Source organism: Sphaerisporangium sp. NPDC049457 (assembly GCF_055586705.1).
This window is the reverse complement of the sequence record NZ_JBVJHR010000018.1, coordinates 83924-99828: the sequence shown is the minus strand read 5'-3', so window position 1 is coordinate 99828 and position 15905 is coordinate 83924. Positions and strand designations below refer to the sequence as shown.

Genomic DNA, 15905 nt, shown 5'->3' with positions numbered 1-15905 from the left:
CTTCGGCGTGTCCTCTAGGGGAAATCTGGCACTGGGCCGCGCGTCAGTGCTTGCCACCCTCTCCCCAACCACGCCTGACACTGCCTCCGGCAATGCTGCAACGGTCAGCCGATCTGACCGGCCCCTTTTCCTTCCATATGGTGCTGTTGCTGTGCGCCGTAAATGCGTGGTTGTTGTTCGTGCTGGTCATCGCCGGACTGGTCGATGAAACGTCCGCCCGGTACTCCATCGTCTGGCGTCGCGTGTTCACCCTGACGCAGGGCTGGCTCATTCCCCTCATCCTGGCCGGGTGTTTTTGGCTCACCACTGCTGTCGCGGTTCTTCACTTCGCGCGAGATCGCCACGCCGAAGCCGCCGGCTGGCTGCTCCTGGGAATCATGTTGCTGGCGGCGCTACCGATGATCGGCGATCTGAGCTTCACCTCGGCGACAGCACGGCTTTGTTGGATCGTAATGACGCTCTCCATATATGGCGTCGGCATGATCGCGGTGGACCAGACCGGATCTCCCGGAGAGACACATCGCACCCGGGACAGCCATCAGATGGAATCAGTCGACAGGTTCGAGCCGATGCCCAGGCCTGTGCATGGTCGATGAGGCATGACGCGAGACGGGCGCGGACGGAGTCGCGGCAGCCGATCGGGCTTGCTTGGTCGCATGGCGTCCGTTCAGTTGGAGGTGATGGAGGTAGGAGTGTTGAGGGCGGCACGGTAGTCGGGGAGGGCGGGAAGGCCGGCTCGCTTGTCGGGCGGGACGGTGTCGAGGATCAGCCGGGCCGTGTGCAGCATCGGATGGGTGCGGTAGGCCGGGTCAAGGCCGGACAGCACCTCTGCGGCGAGGTTGAGGGCTTCGTTGTGGCCCCCGCATACGCCGACGCACAGAGCCTCGTGCAGTCGTACGTTCACCGTGCTCTGGTAGCGGGGGGCGCAGGCGAGGACCTGCTCGCGGGCTTCGCCGGCCTTGTCGCCCTGAGCGCCGTACGAGTAGACCCACGACGCGGTGAACCAGACGGCGTCGTCCGTCCAACTGAACTCCGCTGCGGACGTGGTTCGTCCCGCCAGCTCGAACAGGTCGTGGAGGCGGCTCTCGGCCTCTTGTCGTCTGCCCATCACGGCCAGCGCCTGCGCCTCGGCGGCCACGGCTCGCAGCAGACCGGGGGTCACCCGGTCTCTCATTAAGGTTTGCGCCGCTCGGGCGAGATTCACCGGAGTCGTGAGCGGGAGCGGCGAGTAGAGCGAGAACACGGCCTCCGTGCCGCGTACCCACACCCGCATGTCGAGATCCAGTGAGGCGTCCGCCGCGTGTCTGGCGGTGGCCAGCCAGCGGTGCCCGGCGCTGTAGCGGCCGAGTCGCATGAGCACGTTGGCGTACATGGTCGACAGCCATGCGGTGATGCGATGCAGGTCGGCCGCCTTGCTAGGGGCGCTGCGCGCGAGGCTTCGCTGGATGCCGATGAGGTCGGCCAGAAGGTCGTCACAGATCATCGCCGCAGGCCGGTTGAGGATGGCGTACATGTGGCCGGCGCACCGGGCCTCCCAGTCGTCCGCTGGGAGGTCGTCGGCCGTGCCGAGGGCATGTTCGAGCATTTGGCGGATGTGCTCGCCGTTGCTGAAGATGGGAGATTGGGCGAGAAAGCCCCACCCGGCCAATTGGAGCAAATGGCGGCGTTCCATGTCATCTCCTCTGGCGAGGGCGCAGGGTGCGTTTTCACGGTAACTCGGACTAATGCGGTTTGTCGTTGCGGCAAGTTCTTCCAGGGGGCGGTGACCCAGGCGTTGCACCAGAGGCCAGAGTGTTCTCAGGTGGCCTTCGGCATGCAGGGCATCATCGAGGGACGCCACGCGCGTGCCCGACTCGGGGAGGGTCTCGCCGCGTTCGATCTGGCCGATCATCGATGGTGAGTAGCTTGTGCGGGCCGACAGGCGAGCCAGGGTGAGTGGCTCGCCGACCCGGGTTTCATACGAATCACGAAGATCGCGGATGAGTGCGCCGAAATAGTGCGCCATTGATTGATAACGGTCAGTGCTCTTGCGGGGGGCGGGCATGCGGTTTCTCCTTCCCGGGAGGCCGGGGATCGCCAGTGGATCGCCACTGTCGATCAGCTCTTGTCCGACGCCTGGACGTATACGAACGTGCTGATGACTCTAAATGATGAGTCGATTACAGAACGCCAGTTCCCCAAGTTGTCCACAGGTCGATCAGGAGTACGACATGGCTCTCCTCGATGCGCGCCGCCGTCCCGGCCGCGGTCGCCTCCCGTTCTCGCGACGTCCTCCGGCGGGCCGGCACCGCCTCCGGCGGCGCGCGGCCATGCCCGAGCCGCCGGCGGGGGACGGCGGACAGCAGGTGTGGGACGAGAGGCAGAAGGCGAAAGCCGAGCAGCTCGGCCTGCTGGAACCCGGATGGCTGGTGATCTACGGGGTCTACTCGCGCCGCTTCTACGCCTTCGCGCGCATGGCCGGGGTCGCCGAGCCGCTGGTCGAGGCCGCCACTCCTGGAGAGCTCCGCGGCCTCATGCGCGACTCCGAGGTCACGCGGCTCGTACCTCGGCCTCGCCCGCCGGAGGCGGGGACGTCGCGCTGCACGATGGGCGGTCCTTCGTGGGCGGGAAGCCGGGAATGACGGGCACGCTGATGTACGGCATGCCGGAGGGGCGGGCCGACGAGCATCGCCGGGCGCTGCGTGAGCTGGCCAAGCACCTGCAGTCTCATGGGCTGCGCTGCCGCCACGTCGAGCGCGTCCATCTCCCCATGCGGTGGGGGTTCGACAAGGGCTTCCTGCTGCCGCCCGAGATGGACGTGTACGGAGGCGGCCGGCCGGTGGGCACCGTCGCCGTGGTCGACGTGCCCGGCGACGGGGCCTGGTACCTCGTCAAGCGGCCCGACGGCCTGCCCGTGCGGGCGTGCGCGGCGGGCGACCCGGCCCGCGCCGCCGAGGACATCGCGGCCGACGCGGCAGGGCCGGCGCACACCCCTGAGCGCGACTGAGATCCCGGTAGAGCCGATGACACGATCGGCGATGATGCGCCGCGTACGTGCCCTTGGCGCTCGATACGCCGTTGGCGGCAACGTGGGAGGGCGCGGCCCCGATCGCGGCCGGCACGGAATGTGGGTCCCGGGGGTGCGGGGTGGGTGGGGAGGCGGTGGGGGCGGGGACCGGATAATCGGGAAGGTGGATCACAAGGGGAGTCCGGAGTCGGCGCAGACGCTGGAGCGGGGGCTGCGGCTGCTGCGGCTGCTCGCCGACGGCCATCGCGCCCGTACGCCGACCGAGCTGGCCCAGGAGCTCGGGCTGAGCCGTCCGATCGTCTACCGGCTGCTCACCACGCTCCAGAACGAGGGCTTCGCCCGCAGGGACGCCGAAGGCCGCGCCCATCTCGGCTTCGGCGTCCTCGCGCTGGCGCGCGCCGTCCAGCCCCTGCTCAGGGCGGCGGCCCTCCCGGCGCTGCGCCGGCTCGCCGAGGACACCGGGGCCACCGCCCACCTGACCGTGGCCGAGGCCGACGAGGGGCTGGCCATCGCCGTGGTCGAGCCCACCTGGACCGACATGCACGTGGCCTACCGCGAGGGCGCCCGCCATCCTCTCTCGCGCGGCGCCGCGGGCCTGGCGATCCTGGCCCTGCGCGAGGGCCGTACCGACTACACCGTCACGAAGGGGCAGCTCCAGGAGGGCGCCCGGGGGGTCGCCGCTCCGCTGCCGAGGTTGCCGTGGCTGGAGGCGTCGGTCGGCGTCGTGACCTTCGGCGCCCTGGACACCGCCGCCCTCGGCCCGCGCGTCGTCGCCGCGGCCGTCGAACTGAGCGAAGCCCTCGCCTGAGCCCGGCTCAGGGAGTGGTGTGGCGGTCGAAGCCCAGGGTGGCGATGAGGTCTTCGTGGAGCTCGAACCAGACGCGGTGGCAGGAGTCGACGTCGGTGTGGTCGACCCAGGCTCCGTCCCCGGCTCGCGCCCGCTCCAGGGCCGCGGTGAAGCGTTCGTCATAGCCCTGGAAGCGGACCAGGACGCGTGAGAGCCGGTCCGCCAGTGGCGTGAGCGCGCGGCCGATGTCGCCGAGCTCCCGCAGGACCCTGGCGTCCCAGGCGTGATCGGAGTGGTCGTTGGCGGCGAGCCGGTCGCCGACGGCAGGCCGAAGCTGCCAGTCGGTGCAGGCCTGGAGCAGGCGGGCGTTCAGTGGGAGGAACGCGCGGTAGACCTCACGGACCTCCTCGGCGCCGCCGGCGTCTGCCAGTTCGGCCGCGAGCCGGCGCTCGTTCTCGGCCCGGCCTCGTTCGGTCAGCGACCACCCTGCGGTGCCGGCGAAGGCGGTGTGCTGGACCCAGCCGTATGCCTCGGCGTCGCGCAGCGTCTCTTCGGTCTCGGCGGCGTCGAGCCCGTACCGGCGTGCGATCACGGGGGTGTCCGCGAACCCGGTGACGCGTACGGAGTGCAGGACCAGCAGGTCGGGCACGGAGGCCCGCGTCATGAGCCGGACTCGCGCCGCGTCGTCAGCCGGTTGTAGCGCTGCTGGCATGCCTGCGGGGAGTTGAACCCCATCGCCTGCGCCATCTGCGCCCAGGTCAGTCCTGCGCTGCGGGCCGTGAACAGCAGACCGGCTTCGAGCGTGTCGATCTCGGCGCGTGCGGCGGGCATGAGGGCGAGCGCGCCCAGGATGTCCTCCGGGCCCAAGCTCGCCCAGCGCCAGACGGCGAAGTGCGCGAGGTCCACGGCCGACGGCGGGGCGGCCGCGGCGCGCCACGGGCGGGCGTCCAGCGCATCGGCGCCCAGGCTCAGAAGACGCTCGCGCGCGTCGCGCTCGCGCTGGGCCTGGGCGTGGTCGGCGCGCACTGTGTGAGCGATGTCCTGCTTGCGTGACATGCGAGTCATAATCGAGAATCAACAAAAAGTTGTCAACATAGCGTTGAAAGGCGGACGGGTGATCGTACCCCTCGGCGAGGCCGTCGCGGACACCTGCGGAGGCAAGGCCGGCGCGCTCGGCGCGCTGCTCCGCGCGGGTCTGCCGGTGCCGGACGGCTTCGTCGTCCCGTACGCGGCCTATCTCGCCGCGGTCCGCGATCTGGACATCGGGCGGTACGCCCGCGAACCGGATGATCTCGCCACCAGGCGGTCGACCCCGGTGCCGGACGATCTCGCCACGTTGCGGGGCATCGGCGACGCGGCGCGGCGGGCGATCGAAAACCGCCCGGTCCACGCCACCGTCATCGACGCGGTGGGGCGCGCCCTCCGCGAGCTCGGCGATCCGCCCGTGGCGGTGAGATCGTCGGCGGCGGGTGAGGACACCGGCCGGGCGTCGGCGGCCGGGCAGCACGAGAGCTTCCTCGCCGTGCGCGGAACCGCCGGCGTCGCCCGTGCCGTACGTGCCTGCTGGGCTTCGCTGTTCTCCGCGCGAGCCGTCGACTACCGCGATGCCTCCGGCCGGCCGTCCGGCGACCTCGCGATGGCGGTCATCGTGCAACGCCACCTGGACGCCGAGGTGTCCGGGGTCATGTTCACGCCCGCGGACGGGGACGACCCGACCCTGATCGAGGCGTCCTGGGGTCTCGGCCCCAGCGTCGTCGGGGGCCGGGTCGCCCCGGACGCCTACCGCGTCGCCGGTGACGGTTCGGTCACCCGCACCGGCGCGGACAAACGGACCCGCCTCGACCGGCTCGGCACGCGGCTGGTCGTGCGCGAGGTGCCCACCCGTGCCCGTGAGCGGCCGGCGATCGACGACGCCACCGCCCGGCGGCTGGCCGAGCTGGGACGGCGGATCGCCGCCGTACTCGGCGGACCGCAGGACATCGAGTGGGCGATCGCCGACGGCCGCCTGTGGCTTCTGCAGGCACGGCCGGTCACCGCCGCGCCCCCGCCGCCGGCATCGCCCCCCGTCGCCCGGGGCGCCACCGCCGCCGTGCTCAGCGGAGTCCCCGGCAGTCACGGGACCGTGACCGGCGCCGCGAGGATCGTCCGTGGCCCCGGCGACTTCGGGCGCGTGCGCGCGGGCGACATCCTCGTCTGCCCGTTCACCGACCCTGCGTGGACGCCGTTGCTGCGCGTCGTCGCGGGCGTCGTCACCGAGACCGGAGGCGTGCTCTCCCACGCCGCGATCGTCGCTCGCGAGCACGCCATTCCCGCCGTCCTCGGTGTCGCGGACGTGACGAGCAGGCTCCGCGACGAGACCGTCGTCACCATCGACGGCACCGCCGGCACCGTCACGGTCGCCGGCTGACGCTCGCCCGAGCCGCGCTGGACCGGGTTCTCGGAACGCGTGCGGCCGTGAGGCGGCTTCCGCCGTCCGCGGGCGTGTCGGACGGGCCGGGGGTGGCTGAACGGGGAGTGACGCGGGTCGTACGGGTGCGTGAAAACCCGGTTCGGACCAGCGTATTGGGCGAGACGATCCTGCGAGCCCAGGACAGGGTGGGCCGCGTCAGCGGGGGTTCTTGGTGCTGGAGCAATCACATGGTTCCTCTGGTCGTGTAGAGATGTGCCCGATACAGTCGTTTCGATCGTTTTGCACGATCACGGTCGTATCGCCCCCGCCCAAGGAGACGCTTGATGCGAATCAGGAGAGCCCTCGCCCTCAGCGCCGCCCTCACCGTTCTCGCGGTGGGGATCCCGGCCGCCACGGCGTTCTCCGAGGACGGCGCCGAGGACTGCAAGAACGTCACCAACGGCGGTTCGCAGTCCGACCCTCAGTGCTTCTGGATGGCCGACCCGGGCGAGGCGCTGGACATCGTCCGCTTCTGGGCCAGAGACGACGGCGCGAAGCTGAAGGAGGCCACCGAGTACCCGATCGGGTGGATCGACTGCACGGTCGAGCAGTGCTCCGCCGAGGGCGAGGGCGACGGCCAGGCGCACGACGAGGGCGACCCGGCCCCCCAGGGCTACCAGGACGACAACACCCCGCCGGCCTGCCAGACCGCCGGCGAGACCTGCTCGGTCACCCCGGAGGAGATCGCCGCCGCCGCGCAGACCGCCGCCGGTCAGGCCATCGCGGCCGCGGCCGCCAACAACATGCGGGTGTGGGTCGACACCGAGCTGCTGGACGACTACAAGGCCGGCGCCGCGACCTTCGCCGCGGCGGTGCGCAAGGTCGGCGCGCTGGCCGCGCAGCCGGGCGTCGTCGGCGTCCGCTTCACCTCCCAGCTCGGATACAACGGCGCGGTCAAGACGCCCGAGGAGATGAGCGCGTTCGTCACCGCCGCCGCCGCGGCCCTGCACCAGGTGGCCCCGGGCAAGAAGCTCGGCGTCCACACGGTCGTGCCGTCGTTCGGCTGCGGCGCGGACGACTCCTGCAACACCGAGATGACCAAGAAGTACCCGCTGCTCACCCCCGAGCGCATCGAGCCGCTGCTCACCTCGGGCTCGGTCGACCAGCTCGCGCTCGACGCCGGCCTGCTGTCGACGGCGTACGCCACCTGGAAGATCACCCCGCAGCAGGCGCAGCGCAACCAGTGGAGCAAGGTCAAGTCCCTGGCGTGGGACACGCTGGCGCAGATCGCCGCCGAGGACGCCGGGCTCGCCGGCAAGGACGCCTCGCCGCTGACCGCCGACCAGGCCGCCGTCGCGGCGCAGGAGCGCATCGCCACCCCGCTCAAGGGCGGCGCCGCCACCGTCAACCTGTGGACCCGCTGGCAGGACACCTCGGGCGCCACCTACCGCGTCATGGGCTCCGGCCTGGCCGCCACGCCCGCCTGGGACCAGCTCACGAAGCTGCAGCCCCTCCAGCGGCGCCTGTCCACCATGTACAGCCCGGCGTCCCCCGAGGTCGGCATCACCGAGGACGTGAAGAAGCTCTCCGAGGTCTTCAGCCAGGTCTACGTCACCGAGTGATCCCAGCGGCCCGGTTCGCCGTGATTCGCCGGGCCGCCTGCCTCCTACGCCGCATCGAAACCCCCGCCGTCGTCAGGACCGGCGGGGGTTTCGCACGTCCGGGCTCCGCTGAGGGCGCGGTCCGAGATTCCGTCATGACATAGCGTGATAACTGCGCTTTTCTGCGGCGTGTCAGCGTGAATTCCAGAATCACCGTTATGTTTCGCCCTACCATCCCTTTGTGGCATATCCGGGACCGGGTCGGCAGATCCCATCACAGCAGGCGCCCCCACCGCCGGAGCCGGTGCCGTTCGTCCAGGCCCCCGCGCTCCCCGGGCGGTTCGCCCCGCCGCAGCCCGGCGCGGAGCCGGTCGTGGTCGACGTGGGAGCCGGGTCCAAGGCGAAGGCCGTGGCCGGCGCGGTCGTCGCGGGCGCGGTCGGCGCGATCACCCTGTACTCCGTGCTGACGGGCCAGGTCGAGGGAGGAGCCGCGACCTCCGTCGTCGCCGCCGTCCTCGGCGTGGTGTTCATCGCCCTCGGACTGCTCCCGCTGCTGGCCTGGCGCAAGATCACCCGGCCGCGCAAGCTCATCATCGAGCAGCTCGGCATCCGGTGGGAGGACCCGCGCGGCACGTCGTGGGCGGTCGCCTGGCCCGAGCTGTCCGGGGTCGCCATCTCGCGCACCGTTCAGCGCCGGTTCAAGCTGGACGACTACCTGCTGCCGCGCAAGGTGATGGTCCGGGTCGACCTCTTCCCGGCCGACCCGGGCTTCCGCGCCAGGCACCCCGAGATGGAGCCCATGTGGGAGTTCCACCGCGTCCAGAACGGGTACCGGCTCCCGCTGGGCTCCGCCCGCGCGCACATCGAGCCCATCGACCGGGGAATGCGGGCGCACCGGCCGAACATCTATCTCGGCGTGCGCGACGAGGGCTTCATGGTCGGGCTCGTCTGACACGGTGCCCTTCCCCACGGCCGCCCACCCGGGACGGCGGCGCTCAGCCGCCGGACCCGCCCGGCGTGCCCTGCCCGGCGTCGCAGCTCCCGTCCCACGTCACGCCGCCTTCCTTCCCCCTGCCCTCTTTGCCTTCCCTGCCCGTCGCGCCGGGTTCCGGCAGCGCGTCCACGACCGAGACCTTCGACTGCGCGGTCAGGGCGAGGACGCTGCCGACCGGCGCGCCCACCGCCTTCTCGTCGACGACCGTGCCGCGCTCCCCGAGGTACATGAAGGTCGCCGGGTCGAAGATGAGCTGGGTGAGGACGCCGTCGCGCACCCTGCCCACCGCGACGCCCCGGCGCCCCGCCGAGTCCTCGACGCCCTCGGCCACCTCCACGCCGCCGATCGTCTTGGCCGCCGCCACGAGCGCCGCCCGCTGCGCGAAGGGCATGTAGTTCTCGCGCACCAGGTCGCCGACGGCGGTGAACGCCGCGACGTCGGCGGGGTTGTCCCCACGGGGCCGGCTGTAGAGGTGGTCGCGCATCTCCGCCTCGCCGGACGGCAGCCCGCTCAGGTACGCGTAGTCGGTCCGGGAGTCGTCCTGGGCGCCGGGGCAGTGGCCGGCGATGTCGTGCCACTGGACGCCGGGCAGGCTCTCCGCCTCCGCCGGCAGCGGCTCGCCGGGGAACGGCTTGGCCGGCAGCCATTCGATCGACAGCAGCCCGCGCGTCCTGCCGTCGGCCGGACGCCAGATCTTGCGCTTGGTCCGGTAGAGGTAGCGGACCACGCCCTCCTGGTGCACGGAGGAGACCATGTACATCGTCTCGGACTCCACCATGACGAACTGGCCGGGCCGCGGGCGCAGTTCCGCGCCCTCCACGGGCGGGGCGACCGCGATCGTGTCGGTCGCGGGCTCGGGTGACCCGGCCGTGGCCACGGCGGCGGGCGCCGGGACGGGGGCCGAGCGCGACGACAGCGTGAGGCCGACCCCGCCCACCAGGGCGAGGGTCACGCCGAAGGCCGCCGCGGCCTGCCAGCCGAGCCGGGGCACGCCCGGCCGGGCGCCCGGCAGCACGAACCGGGCGCGGGCCCGCGGTCGGCTCGCGGCCTGGGCGAGCAGGCGGCGGCGTGCGGTCTCCCGGGCTTCGGACGGGTACGCGGGGGCGGCCGGGCGGCCGTCGGTGAACTCCTGGATCTCGTCAGCCATGCTGGTGCTCCAAGTTGAGGGGGTCGCTGCCACCGAGGGCCCGGCGGAGCTTCACGCGCACGCGGTGCAGCCGGGAACGCACTGTTCCCGGCGGAATGCCGAGCGCCTCGGCGACGTCCTCGTAGCTCAGGTCGGCCCAGGCGACGAGCAGCAGCAGGTCGCGTTCGCCCGGCGACAGCACCGACAGCGCCCGGGCCAGCCGCGGCTGGAGTCGCTGGGCGGCGACCCGCTCGTCGCTCCGTTCCTCGAACGTGCCGGGACGGTCGGGGGCGATCCGCGCGGCGGCGTGCGTGCGCCGGCGTTCCGCCCGCCGGTGCTGCGAGGCCACGTTCGTCGTGATCCCGTACAACCACGGACGGGCGTCGGGACGCGCGAGGTCGTACCGGCCGCGCAGGCGGAACGCGACCAGGAACGTCTCGGCCACCACGTCCTCGGCGAGTTCGGCCCCGAGGCGCCGCGCGGCGTAGCGGAAGATCTCGTCGGCGTGCCGGTCGAAGACCACCGCGAAGATTTCCGGCTGCTCCAGCGAGCGCGCGATCACGGTGGAGTCGTCGGCCGCGGAGCCGTCGAGCAGTGCCTGGGCACCAACCACGTGCGGTCCTCTCCGGGTTCTCGATGCTTTCACCCTGTACTTGTCGGCTCGGGGGACCTTGGGTCCGACTTTCTGCCGATTCCACCCGGCGCGGGCCGCGTGGTCCAGTCGCCGTGGACCCAGACGGACAGGACGGAAGGGCGGACAGGACCGGAAGGACAGGACGGCACGAAAAGGATGTCCAGCCATTGAACTCGGCGTCTAATACGCCACAATTGGATGACTCCGCCCTGGAGGGACCGTTGGCCATCGCATCAGACGACGAGCTCTGGGCCGCCGTGCCGGCCGGTGTGGTCGCGATTCTGCGCCCGGTGGCCGGCGACCTGGCCGATCAGATGATCCACGAGATCCAGCGGCGCGTGCCCGAGTACGCCCGCCCTGGCGACGACGTCTACGTCAAGGTACTGCGCCTGGCGGTCGGCGAGGCGCTCCAGCGCTTCCTCGGCCGCATCGAACGGCCGCACGACCGCTGGGACCCCGAGGTCTTCCGCGCGATCGGGCGAGGCGAGGCGGCCGAAGGCCGTGATCTCGAGCCGCTCCAGACCGCCATGCGCCTCGGCGCGCGGGTGGCCTGGCACCGTCTCACCGAGCAGGCCGACCGGCTGGGCCTGGACCCGCGCACGCTCTACGACATCGGGGAGGCGATCTTCGTCTTCCTCGACCAGCTCGCCGACGCCGCGACCGAGGGGTACAACGAGGCCCGCGCCAACGCGGCCGGCGAGATGGAGCGCCGCCGCCATCGCCTCCTCGACCTGCTGCTGTCCCAGCCGCCCGCCTCTCCGGAGGCCATCGCCGAGCTGGCCAGGGCCGCCGGATGGCGGACGCCGAAGACGGTGGCGGGCGTGGCGCTGGAGGACCGGGACGGATGCCCGGCGCCGTCGCTGCCGCCGGAGGTGCTGACGGGACTGGCGTGCGAGCAGCCCTGCCTGATCGTCCCCGACCCTGCCGGGCCGGGACGGGCTCGCATGATCGAGTCGGGGCTGCGCGGCCGGCGGGCGGCCATCGGGCCGCCCGTCCCGCTGCTCAACGCCGCGACGTCGCTGGGGTGGGCCAGGGACGCGCTGAGCCTGGCCGCGCGCGGCGTGCTCCCCGGCGACGGCGGGGTGCTGCGGTGCGCGGACCACATGGCCACGCTCGTCGTCTTCCGGGACGAGGAACTGGTCGACGCCCTGGCCGCCGTACGGCTGGCGCCCCTCGCGCATCTGCGCCCGCGGCAGCAGGACCGGTTGGCCGAGACGCTGCTGGCCTGGCTGAGGCACGGACGCGGCGCGGGCGAGGTCGCGGCCCGGCTGAAGGTCCACCCGCAGACCGTCCGTTATCGGTTGCGGCAACTGGAGGAGCTGTACGGCGACCAGCTCGCCGACCCGGACGTCCGCTTTGAGCTGGAGATCGTCCTGCGCGCCCGCCAGGCCCTCAGGTGAGAGCGGTTCAGCCGGTGGTGGCGGCGAGGTAGCGGGAGAACTCCTCCAGCGAGATGCGCCCGTCGCCGTCGAGGTCGAGCTGCCGCACCGCGGCCTCGGCGGCCTCGGACGACACCGGCTGGCCGAGGACGTTCATCAGGTTCAGCAGCTCCTCGGCCGAGATGAGCCCGTCCTTGTCGGCGTCGACCAGGTCGAAGGTCACCGCGTAATCGCTCATAGCCACTCCTTGCGAGATGGGTCGTCCAGCACCTTAGTGGGCAAACTGCCACCAATTCGGGGTTTCATTCACTTACGTCACTGTTGGTACATCTCGCTCGCGGGGGCGGACGCCGGCGGCGGGGCCGGGATGGGGGCGCCGACGGTGGGTATCAGGTTCGTGCCGGTCGAGGCGGGGTACGGGACGCGTCGGCGCGGCCCGCGGGCGGGCGCCGCCGGACACGCGGTGCGCCGGGGAGGAAGAGGAGGAGCGCTGATGGCCGTCGAGGGAGACGAGACCGGGCTGCGCGAGGAACTCCGCATGGTCGAGGAAGACCTGGCCAAGCTGCGCGAGACCGTGGCCGAGCTGCGCGGCACCGTCGGAGACCGCGCGGAGGCCCCGACCGACGCGGTCGAGGTCTCCATGCTGATCGCCATGGCCGACGAGCAGGAGCAGGTCATGACGACGCTCGAAGCCAGACGCGACGACCTGTTGCGCCGCCTGGGCGAGGCATGAGCACGCGAAGGCCGCCTTCCGCGCGGAAGGCGGCCTCGGACGATGCCGTCCCGGCCAGGACCGGTGATCGGCCGCAGTGCTCGAAGTGCCGTCGTGGGCGGGTGCTCAGCCGTACTTGCTCGAAGGGGCTGTCGTAGGCAGGTGCTCAGCCTTACTGCTGGAAGTGCCGTCGTGTGTCGGTGCTCAGCCGCAGTGTTCGAAGGGGCTGTCGTAGGCCGATGATCCGGCCTTGCCGCCCCACTTGACGCAGCTGTCCGCCGCCGGCGCCCGCACCGGGCCCGCATAGTAGGCGAAGTTCCCGGAGTCGGTGATCCTCGTCGCCCCCTGCACCTCCAGGTAGGCCGAGGTGGCCGTGGCGGTCCCGAGCGAGGTGCTCTTGATCGTGGTGACGCAGTTGTAGCCGTTGGCGGTGTTGTAGAGCAGGTACACCGTCCCCGACGACCCGAGCGCGGCCGAGTCGATCACGCTGTAGCCGCTGCCGCACACCTGCTCGGGCGTGTACGGATTGCCGCCTCCGCTCCCGGTGACGTACTGCATGTACTTGGTCCAGTTCCAGTTGGGACCCGGGTCGGTGTGGTCGGTGCCGGGCACCTGGACGTGGCCGACGATGTGCGTGCGGTCCTTGGGGATGCCGTACTTGTCGGCGACATGGCGGGTGAGCGCCGCCGACGAGCGGTACATCGCGTCGGTGAACCAGCTCGCGTCGCTGACGTAACCCTCGTGCTCGATCCCGATCGAACGGTCGTTGTACACGGTCGCGTGGTAGGCGACGTCCTTGTCGCGGACCATCTGGGTGATGTCGCCGTCCGACGAGCGCACCAGGTAGTGCGCCGAGACCTTGGCACTCGGATTCTGGAACCAGGAGATCGTGCCGGCGTAGGAGCCCTGCATCACGTGGACGACGATGCGGTCGATCGTGCTCGCGCCGCGGCTCGCCACCCGGTAGTTGCTCGTGCTCGCCGGCGCCCAGTGGGCGCTCGGGTAGTCCACCGACGCCGCAAGGCGGGGGGCGTTCAGGTCGGGCGCGTCGGCGTACTCGCCGCGGTCGGGCGTCACGGGGCGGGCCCGGACGCTCACCGTCTCGCCGCCGGGCGTGACGGCCCGGACGCCCCGGCCGAGCAGGTCGTAGACCGTGTCGGCGTAGAGCCGGGCCGACGCGGGGCTCGCCGCCCCGCCGTACCTGGCCACGGCCGTGTACCACTTGCCGATGTCCGCGCGGTCGGCGGCGCTCAGTCCGAGCCGGTCGGCCTCGGCGCGCAGCACCGCGGCGCCGCCGGCGATGTTGGCCGCGCCGTCGGTCTTCAACGCCGCCACGGGCCTGGCGGTGAGCGCCGCGGCCTGATCCAGAGTGTGGTGGGCCGGGTTGGCGACCAGGTGCATCACGCCGTAGCCGCCGCTCGCGCTGGGCTCGCCCCCGTGCCCGTCGAGGTGGGTCTCGGAGTAGGCCAGCGCGACGAGCAGGTCGCGCGGCACCTCGTACGCGGCGGCGGCGGCGCTGAACGCGCCACCCAGCGACGCGCGTCCCGGAGGGTCGGCCGGTGCGGCGGGCGCGGCGCTCGCGGGCGAGGCGAGCAGGCAGACGGGGGCCGCGAGCAGACCGGCCAGCGCGACCGCCAGGCGAAGCGGGCGGCGCGCGCGTAAAGCCATCATGGATCCTCCTCAACACGGGCGCTCCAGGTGCGAAGCGCCGTGCCGTCCAGCGTCCGGAGGACCCATATAAGAAAGCTCCAAAGTGCGTACAAACCGCACCGAACAGCGTTGCCCGTGGCAGAACGGGACTCGGGAAAAGGCTTAGAACCCGAATCCGGCCGGAAATTGAGAAGGCTCAGAACCGGAGCAGGTCTGAGACCGCCCCAAGTCCGACCAGGTTCCGAGCAGTGCTCAAGGCTGCTTGGCGGGGGACCGGTCGGCGCGGCGCAGGCCGTTGAGGGCGAGCACCAGCGCCGTGCCATAGACGGTGTGCCCCGCGGCCATGACGGCCTGCCGGCCCGGCCGGTCGCGGTGGATCGGCGGCAGGATGCCGAGGCCCGGCACCCACCCCTGGTAGCTGACGGCCCAGATCGCCAGCCCGTAGGCGACTCCCAGAGGGACGCGGGGCTCAAGCCGGGCGGAGGCCACCGCGAACAGCGCGCCGCTGACGGCGCCGAACCCGAAGTGCGCGATCGTGCCGAGCACGCCTTCACCCCGCTTGGGACGGTGCTTCGGCCCTGGCATCGCCGCACGGGCGATGCGCTGGGGCGGATGTTCGCCCATCAGGCCGGCCCGGTCGCCGGCGGCCATCACGGCGCTCATGGCTCCGGTCGCGAGCACTCCGCTGACGGCGCCCTTCACGAGGTTGCGGATCATTGCGGCTACGTGCCCTGTCGCGCGCCGCGGAAACCGGCCGTCCGAACCGGCGCGGCGCGGCCCGGAGCGTTGACGGAGACCGGCCGTCCCAAGCGGTACGGCGTGGCCCGGTGGGGCCGGGCCGTCAGCGGAAACCGGCCGTCCTAAGCGGTACGGCGCGGCCCGGGGGAGGGCGGGGCCGTCAGAGGAAGGACGAGTCGGCGTCCTGGCCCGAGACGGCGAGCACGCCGTCGATCTCGCTGAGCGTGGCCGTCAGCTCCGAGAACGTCCCGGGGCCGTGCACGCTGAGCCAGACGGTCACGGCCTCCGGGTCGTGGCGTTCGATCCGCCGGTCGACCGACAGCTCGCTGATGGTGAACCCCAGGCCCGTGCACACTTCGAGCACTCGCCGCAGCGCGCCATGGCCCTGCACGTACGTCAGGTGGATGCGCGAGGGCGTGTACTTGGACCGGGGCAGCCGGGCGGACACCGGCGCCAGCACGAACACCGCCACGAAGTGGCCGGCGGTCACGATGAGGGCCAGCAGCCACAGCCCGGCTCCCGCCGCCATGCCGATGGCCGCGGTCATCCAGATCGTCGCGGCGGTGGTGAGCCCGCGCACCGCGTCCCGCCGGATGAAGATCAGCCCCGCGCCGATGAAGCCGATGCCGGACACGATCTGGGCGGCCACGCGGGACGGGTCGAGTGTGACGTCGCCCCCGAGGACGTCCTGGAAGCCGTACTTGGACACCAGCACGATCAGGGCGGCGCCGAAGCCGACCAGGATGTGGGTGCGCAGGCCCGCGCTCTTCTGGCGGATCTCGCGTTCGAGCCCGATGACCGCCGACAGCGCGAACGCCAGGGCGAGCTCCCCGACCTGTGCCCACCCTTGCCCGGGGAGGCCGCCGAGATGTGCCGCCACCATTGGAC

The 15905-nt window shown here is 71.9% G+C and carries 18 protein-coding genes; 9 read left to right on the top strand and 9 right to left on the bottom strand.

The window, feature by feature from the left end; genetic code table 11:
- Window positions 1–92: 92 nt before the first annotated feature.
- Window positions 93–596, top strand: a complete 504-nt coding sequence (locus ACZ6QO_RS26950; protein WP_465854397.1) for a hypothetical protein — start codon at window positions 93–95, stop codon at window positions 594–596.
- A 71-nt stretch (window positions 597–667) separates the two neighbouring features.
- Here ACZ6QO_RS26950 and ACZ6QO_RS26945 read toward each other — a convergent pair whose 3' ends face one another.
- On the bottom strand, window positions 668–2044 hold the full coding sequence (locus ACZ6QO_RS26945) for a helix-turn-helix domain-containing protein (RefSeq protein ID WP_465854396.1): 1377 nt from the start codon (window positions 2042–2044) through the stop codon (window positions 668–670).
- A 166-nt stretch (window positions 2045–2210) separates the two neighbouring features.
- Here ACZ6QO_RS26945 and ACZ6QO_RS26940 point away from each other — a divergent pair, with 166 nt between their 5' ends.
- The 3 genes from ACZ6QO_RS26940 to ACZ6QO_RS26930 all read left to right on the top strand — a co-directional run bounded on the left by ACZ6QO_RS26940 (window position 2211) and on the right by ACZ6QO_RS26930 (window position 3815).
- Complete coding sequence (locus ACZ6QO_RS26940; RefSeq protein ID WP_465854395.1) at window positions 2211–2621, top strand: hypothetical protein; 411 nt, start codon at window positions 2211–2213, stop codon at window positions 2619–2621.
- The gene (locus ACZ6QO_RS26935) at window positions 2618–2986 is read left to right on the top strand and encodes a hypothetical protein (RefSeq protein ID WP_465854394.1); all 369 of its coding nucleotides are present in this window, start codon (window positions 2618–2620) and stop codon (window positions 2984–2986) included. The genes ACZ6QO_RS26940 and ACZ6QO_RS26935 overlap by 4 nt, the downstream gene beginning before the upstream one ends.
- Window positions 2987–3170: 184 nt before the next feature.
- Entirely contained in the window at window positions 3171–3815 is a 645-nt protein-coding gene (locus ACZ6QO_RS26930; protein ID WP_465854393.1) for a helix-turn-helix domain-containing protein, read from the top strand.
- 7 nt (window positions 3816–3822) lie between these two features.
- Here ACZ6QO_RS26930 and ACZ6QO_RS26925 read toward each other — a convergent pair whose 3' ends face one another.
- Together ACZ6QO_RS26925 and ACZ6QO_RS26920 are read right to left on the bottom strand one after the other, a co-directional pair.
- A complete protein-coding gene (locus ACZ6QO_RS26925) occupies window positions 3823–4458 on the bottom strand; it encodes a transcriptional regulator (RefSeq protein ID WP_465854392.1) in 636 nt (211 codons plus the stop codon).
- Complete coding sequence (locus ACZ6QO_RS26920; RefSeq protein WP_465854391.1) at window positions 4455–4850, bottom strand: DNA-binding protein; 396 nt, start codon at window positions 4848–4850, stop codon at window positions 4455–4457. The genes ACZ6QO_RS26925 and ACZ6QO_RS26920 overlap by 4 nt, the downstream gene beginning before the upstream one ends.
- A 58-nt stretch (window positions 4851–4908) precedes the next feature.
- On the opposite strand from ACZ6QO_RS26920, the gene ACZ6QO_RS26915 reads away from it, so the two are divergent.
- The 3 genes from ACZ6QO_RS26915 to ACZ6QO_RS26905 all read left to right on the top strand — a co-directional run bounded on the left by ACZ6QO_RS26915 (window position 4909) and on the right by ACZ6QO_RS26905 (window position 8736).
- The gene (locus ACZ6QO_RS26915) at window positions 4909–6201 is read left to right on the top strand and encodes a PEP/pyruvate-binding domain-containing protein (protein ID WP_465854390.1); all 1293 of its coding nucleotides are present in this window, start codon (window positions 4909–4911) and stop codon (window positions 6199–6201) included.
- Window positions 6202–6527: 326 nt separating this feature from the next.
- On the top strand, window positions 6528–7805 hold the full coding sequence (locus ACZ6QO_RS26910) for a hypothetical protein (protein ID WP_465854389.1): 1278 nt from the start codon (window positions 6528–6530) through the stop codon (window positions 7803–7805).
- Window positions 7806–8025: 220 nt separating this feature from the next.
- On the top strand, window positions 8026–8736 hold the full coding sequence (locus tag ACZ6QO_RS26905; protein WP_465854388.1) for a hypothetical protein: 711 nt from the start codon (window positions 8026–8028) through the stop codon (window positions 8734–8736).
- Between the two features lie 43 nt (window positions 8737–8779).
- On the opposite strand, the gene ACZ6QO_RS26900 is transcribed toward ACZ6QO_RS26905, so the two are convergent.
- Together ACZ6QO_RS26900 and ACZ6QO_RS26895 are read right to left on the bottom strand one after the other, a co-directional pair.
- Window positions 8780–9925 (bottom strand): CU044_5270 family protein, encoded by a 1146-nt coding sequence (locus ACZ6QO_RS26900; RefSeq protein ID WP_465854387.1) that lies wholly within the window; start codon window positions 9923–9925, stop codon window positions 8780–8782.
- A complete protein-coding gene (locus ACZ6QO_RS26895) occupies window positions 9918–10517 on the bottom strand; it encodes an RNA polymerase sigma factor (RefSeq protein ID WP_465854386.1) in 600 nt (199 codons plus the stop codon). Before ACZ6QO_RS26895 ends, ACZ6QO_RS26900 begins: the two co-directional genes overlap by 8 nt.
- A gap of 242 nt (window positions 10518–10759) precedes the next feature.
- Between ACZ6QO_RS26895 and ACZ6QO_RS26890 the strand changes: the two genes are divergently transcribed.
- Entirely contained in the window at window positions 10760–11938 is a 1179-nt protein-coding gene (locus ACZ6QO_RS26890; RefSeq protein WP_465854385.1) for a PucR-like N-terminal domain-containing protein, read from the top strand.
- Between the two features lie 7 nt (window positions 11939–11945).
- Here ACZ6QO_RS26890 and ACZ6QO_RS26885 read toward each other — a convergent pair whose 3' ends face one another.
- Window positions 11946–12155 carry an EF-hand domain-containing protein gene (locus ACZ6QO_RS26885; protein ID WP_465854384.1) on the bottom strand — a complete coding sequence of 70 codons (210 nt, stop codon included), beginning with the start codon at window positions 12153–12155 and terminating at the stop codon, window positions 11946–11948.
- 255 nt (window positions 12156–12410) lie between these two features.
- On the opposite strand from ACZ6QO_RS26885, the gene ACZ6QO_RS26880 reads away from it, so the two are divergent.
- Entirely contained in the window at window positions 12411–12650 is a 240-nt protein-coding gene (locus ACZ6QO_RS26880; RefSeq protein ID WP_465854383.1) for a hypothetical protein, read from the top strand.
- 183 nt (window positions 12651–12833) lie between these two features.
- On the opposite strand, the gene ACZ6QO_RS26875 is transcribed toward ACZ6QO_RS26880, so the two are convergent.
- From ACZ6QO_RS26875 to ACZ6QO_RS26865, 3 genes are all read right to left on the bottom strand, one after another.
- A complete protein-coding gene (locus tag ACZ6QO_RS26875; protein ID WP_465854382.1) occupies window positions 12834–14300 on the bottom strand; it encodes an N-acetylmuramoyl-L-alanine amidase in 1467 nt (488 codons plus the stop codon).
- 231 nt (window positions 14301–14531) lie between these two features.
- Entirely contained in the window at window positions 14532–14996 is a 465-nt protein-coding gene (locus tag ACZ6QO_RS26870; protein ID WP_465854381.1) for a DUF6789 family protein, read from the bottom strand.
- Window positions 14997–15177: 181 nt separating this feature from the next.
- A complete protein-coding gene (locus tag ACZ6QO_RS26865) occupies window positions 15178–15900 on the bottom strand; it encodes an MgtC/SapB family protein (protein WP_465854380.1) in 723 nt (240 codons plus the stop codon).
- Between the last annotated feature and the right edge of the window lie 5 nt (window positions 15901–15905).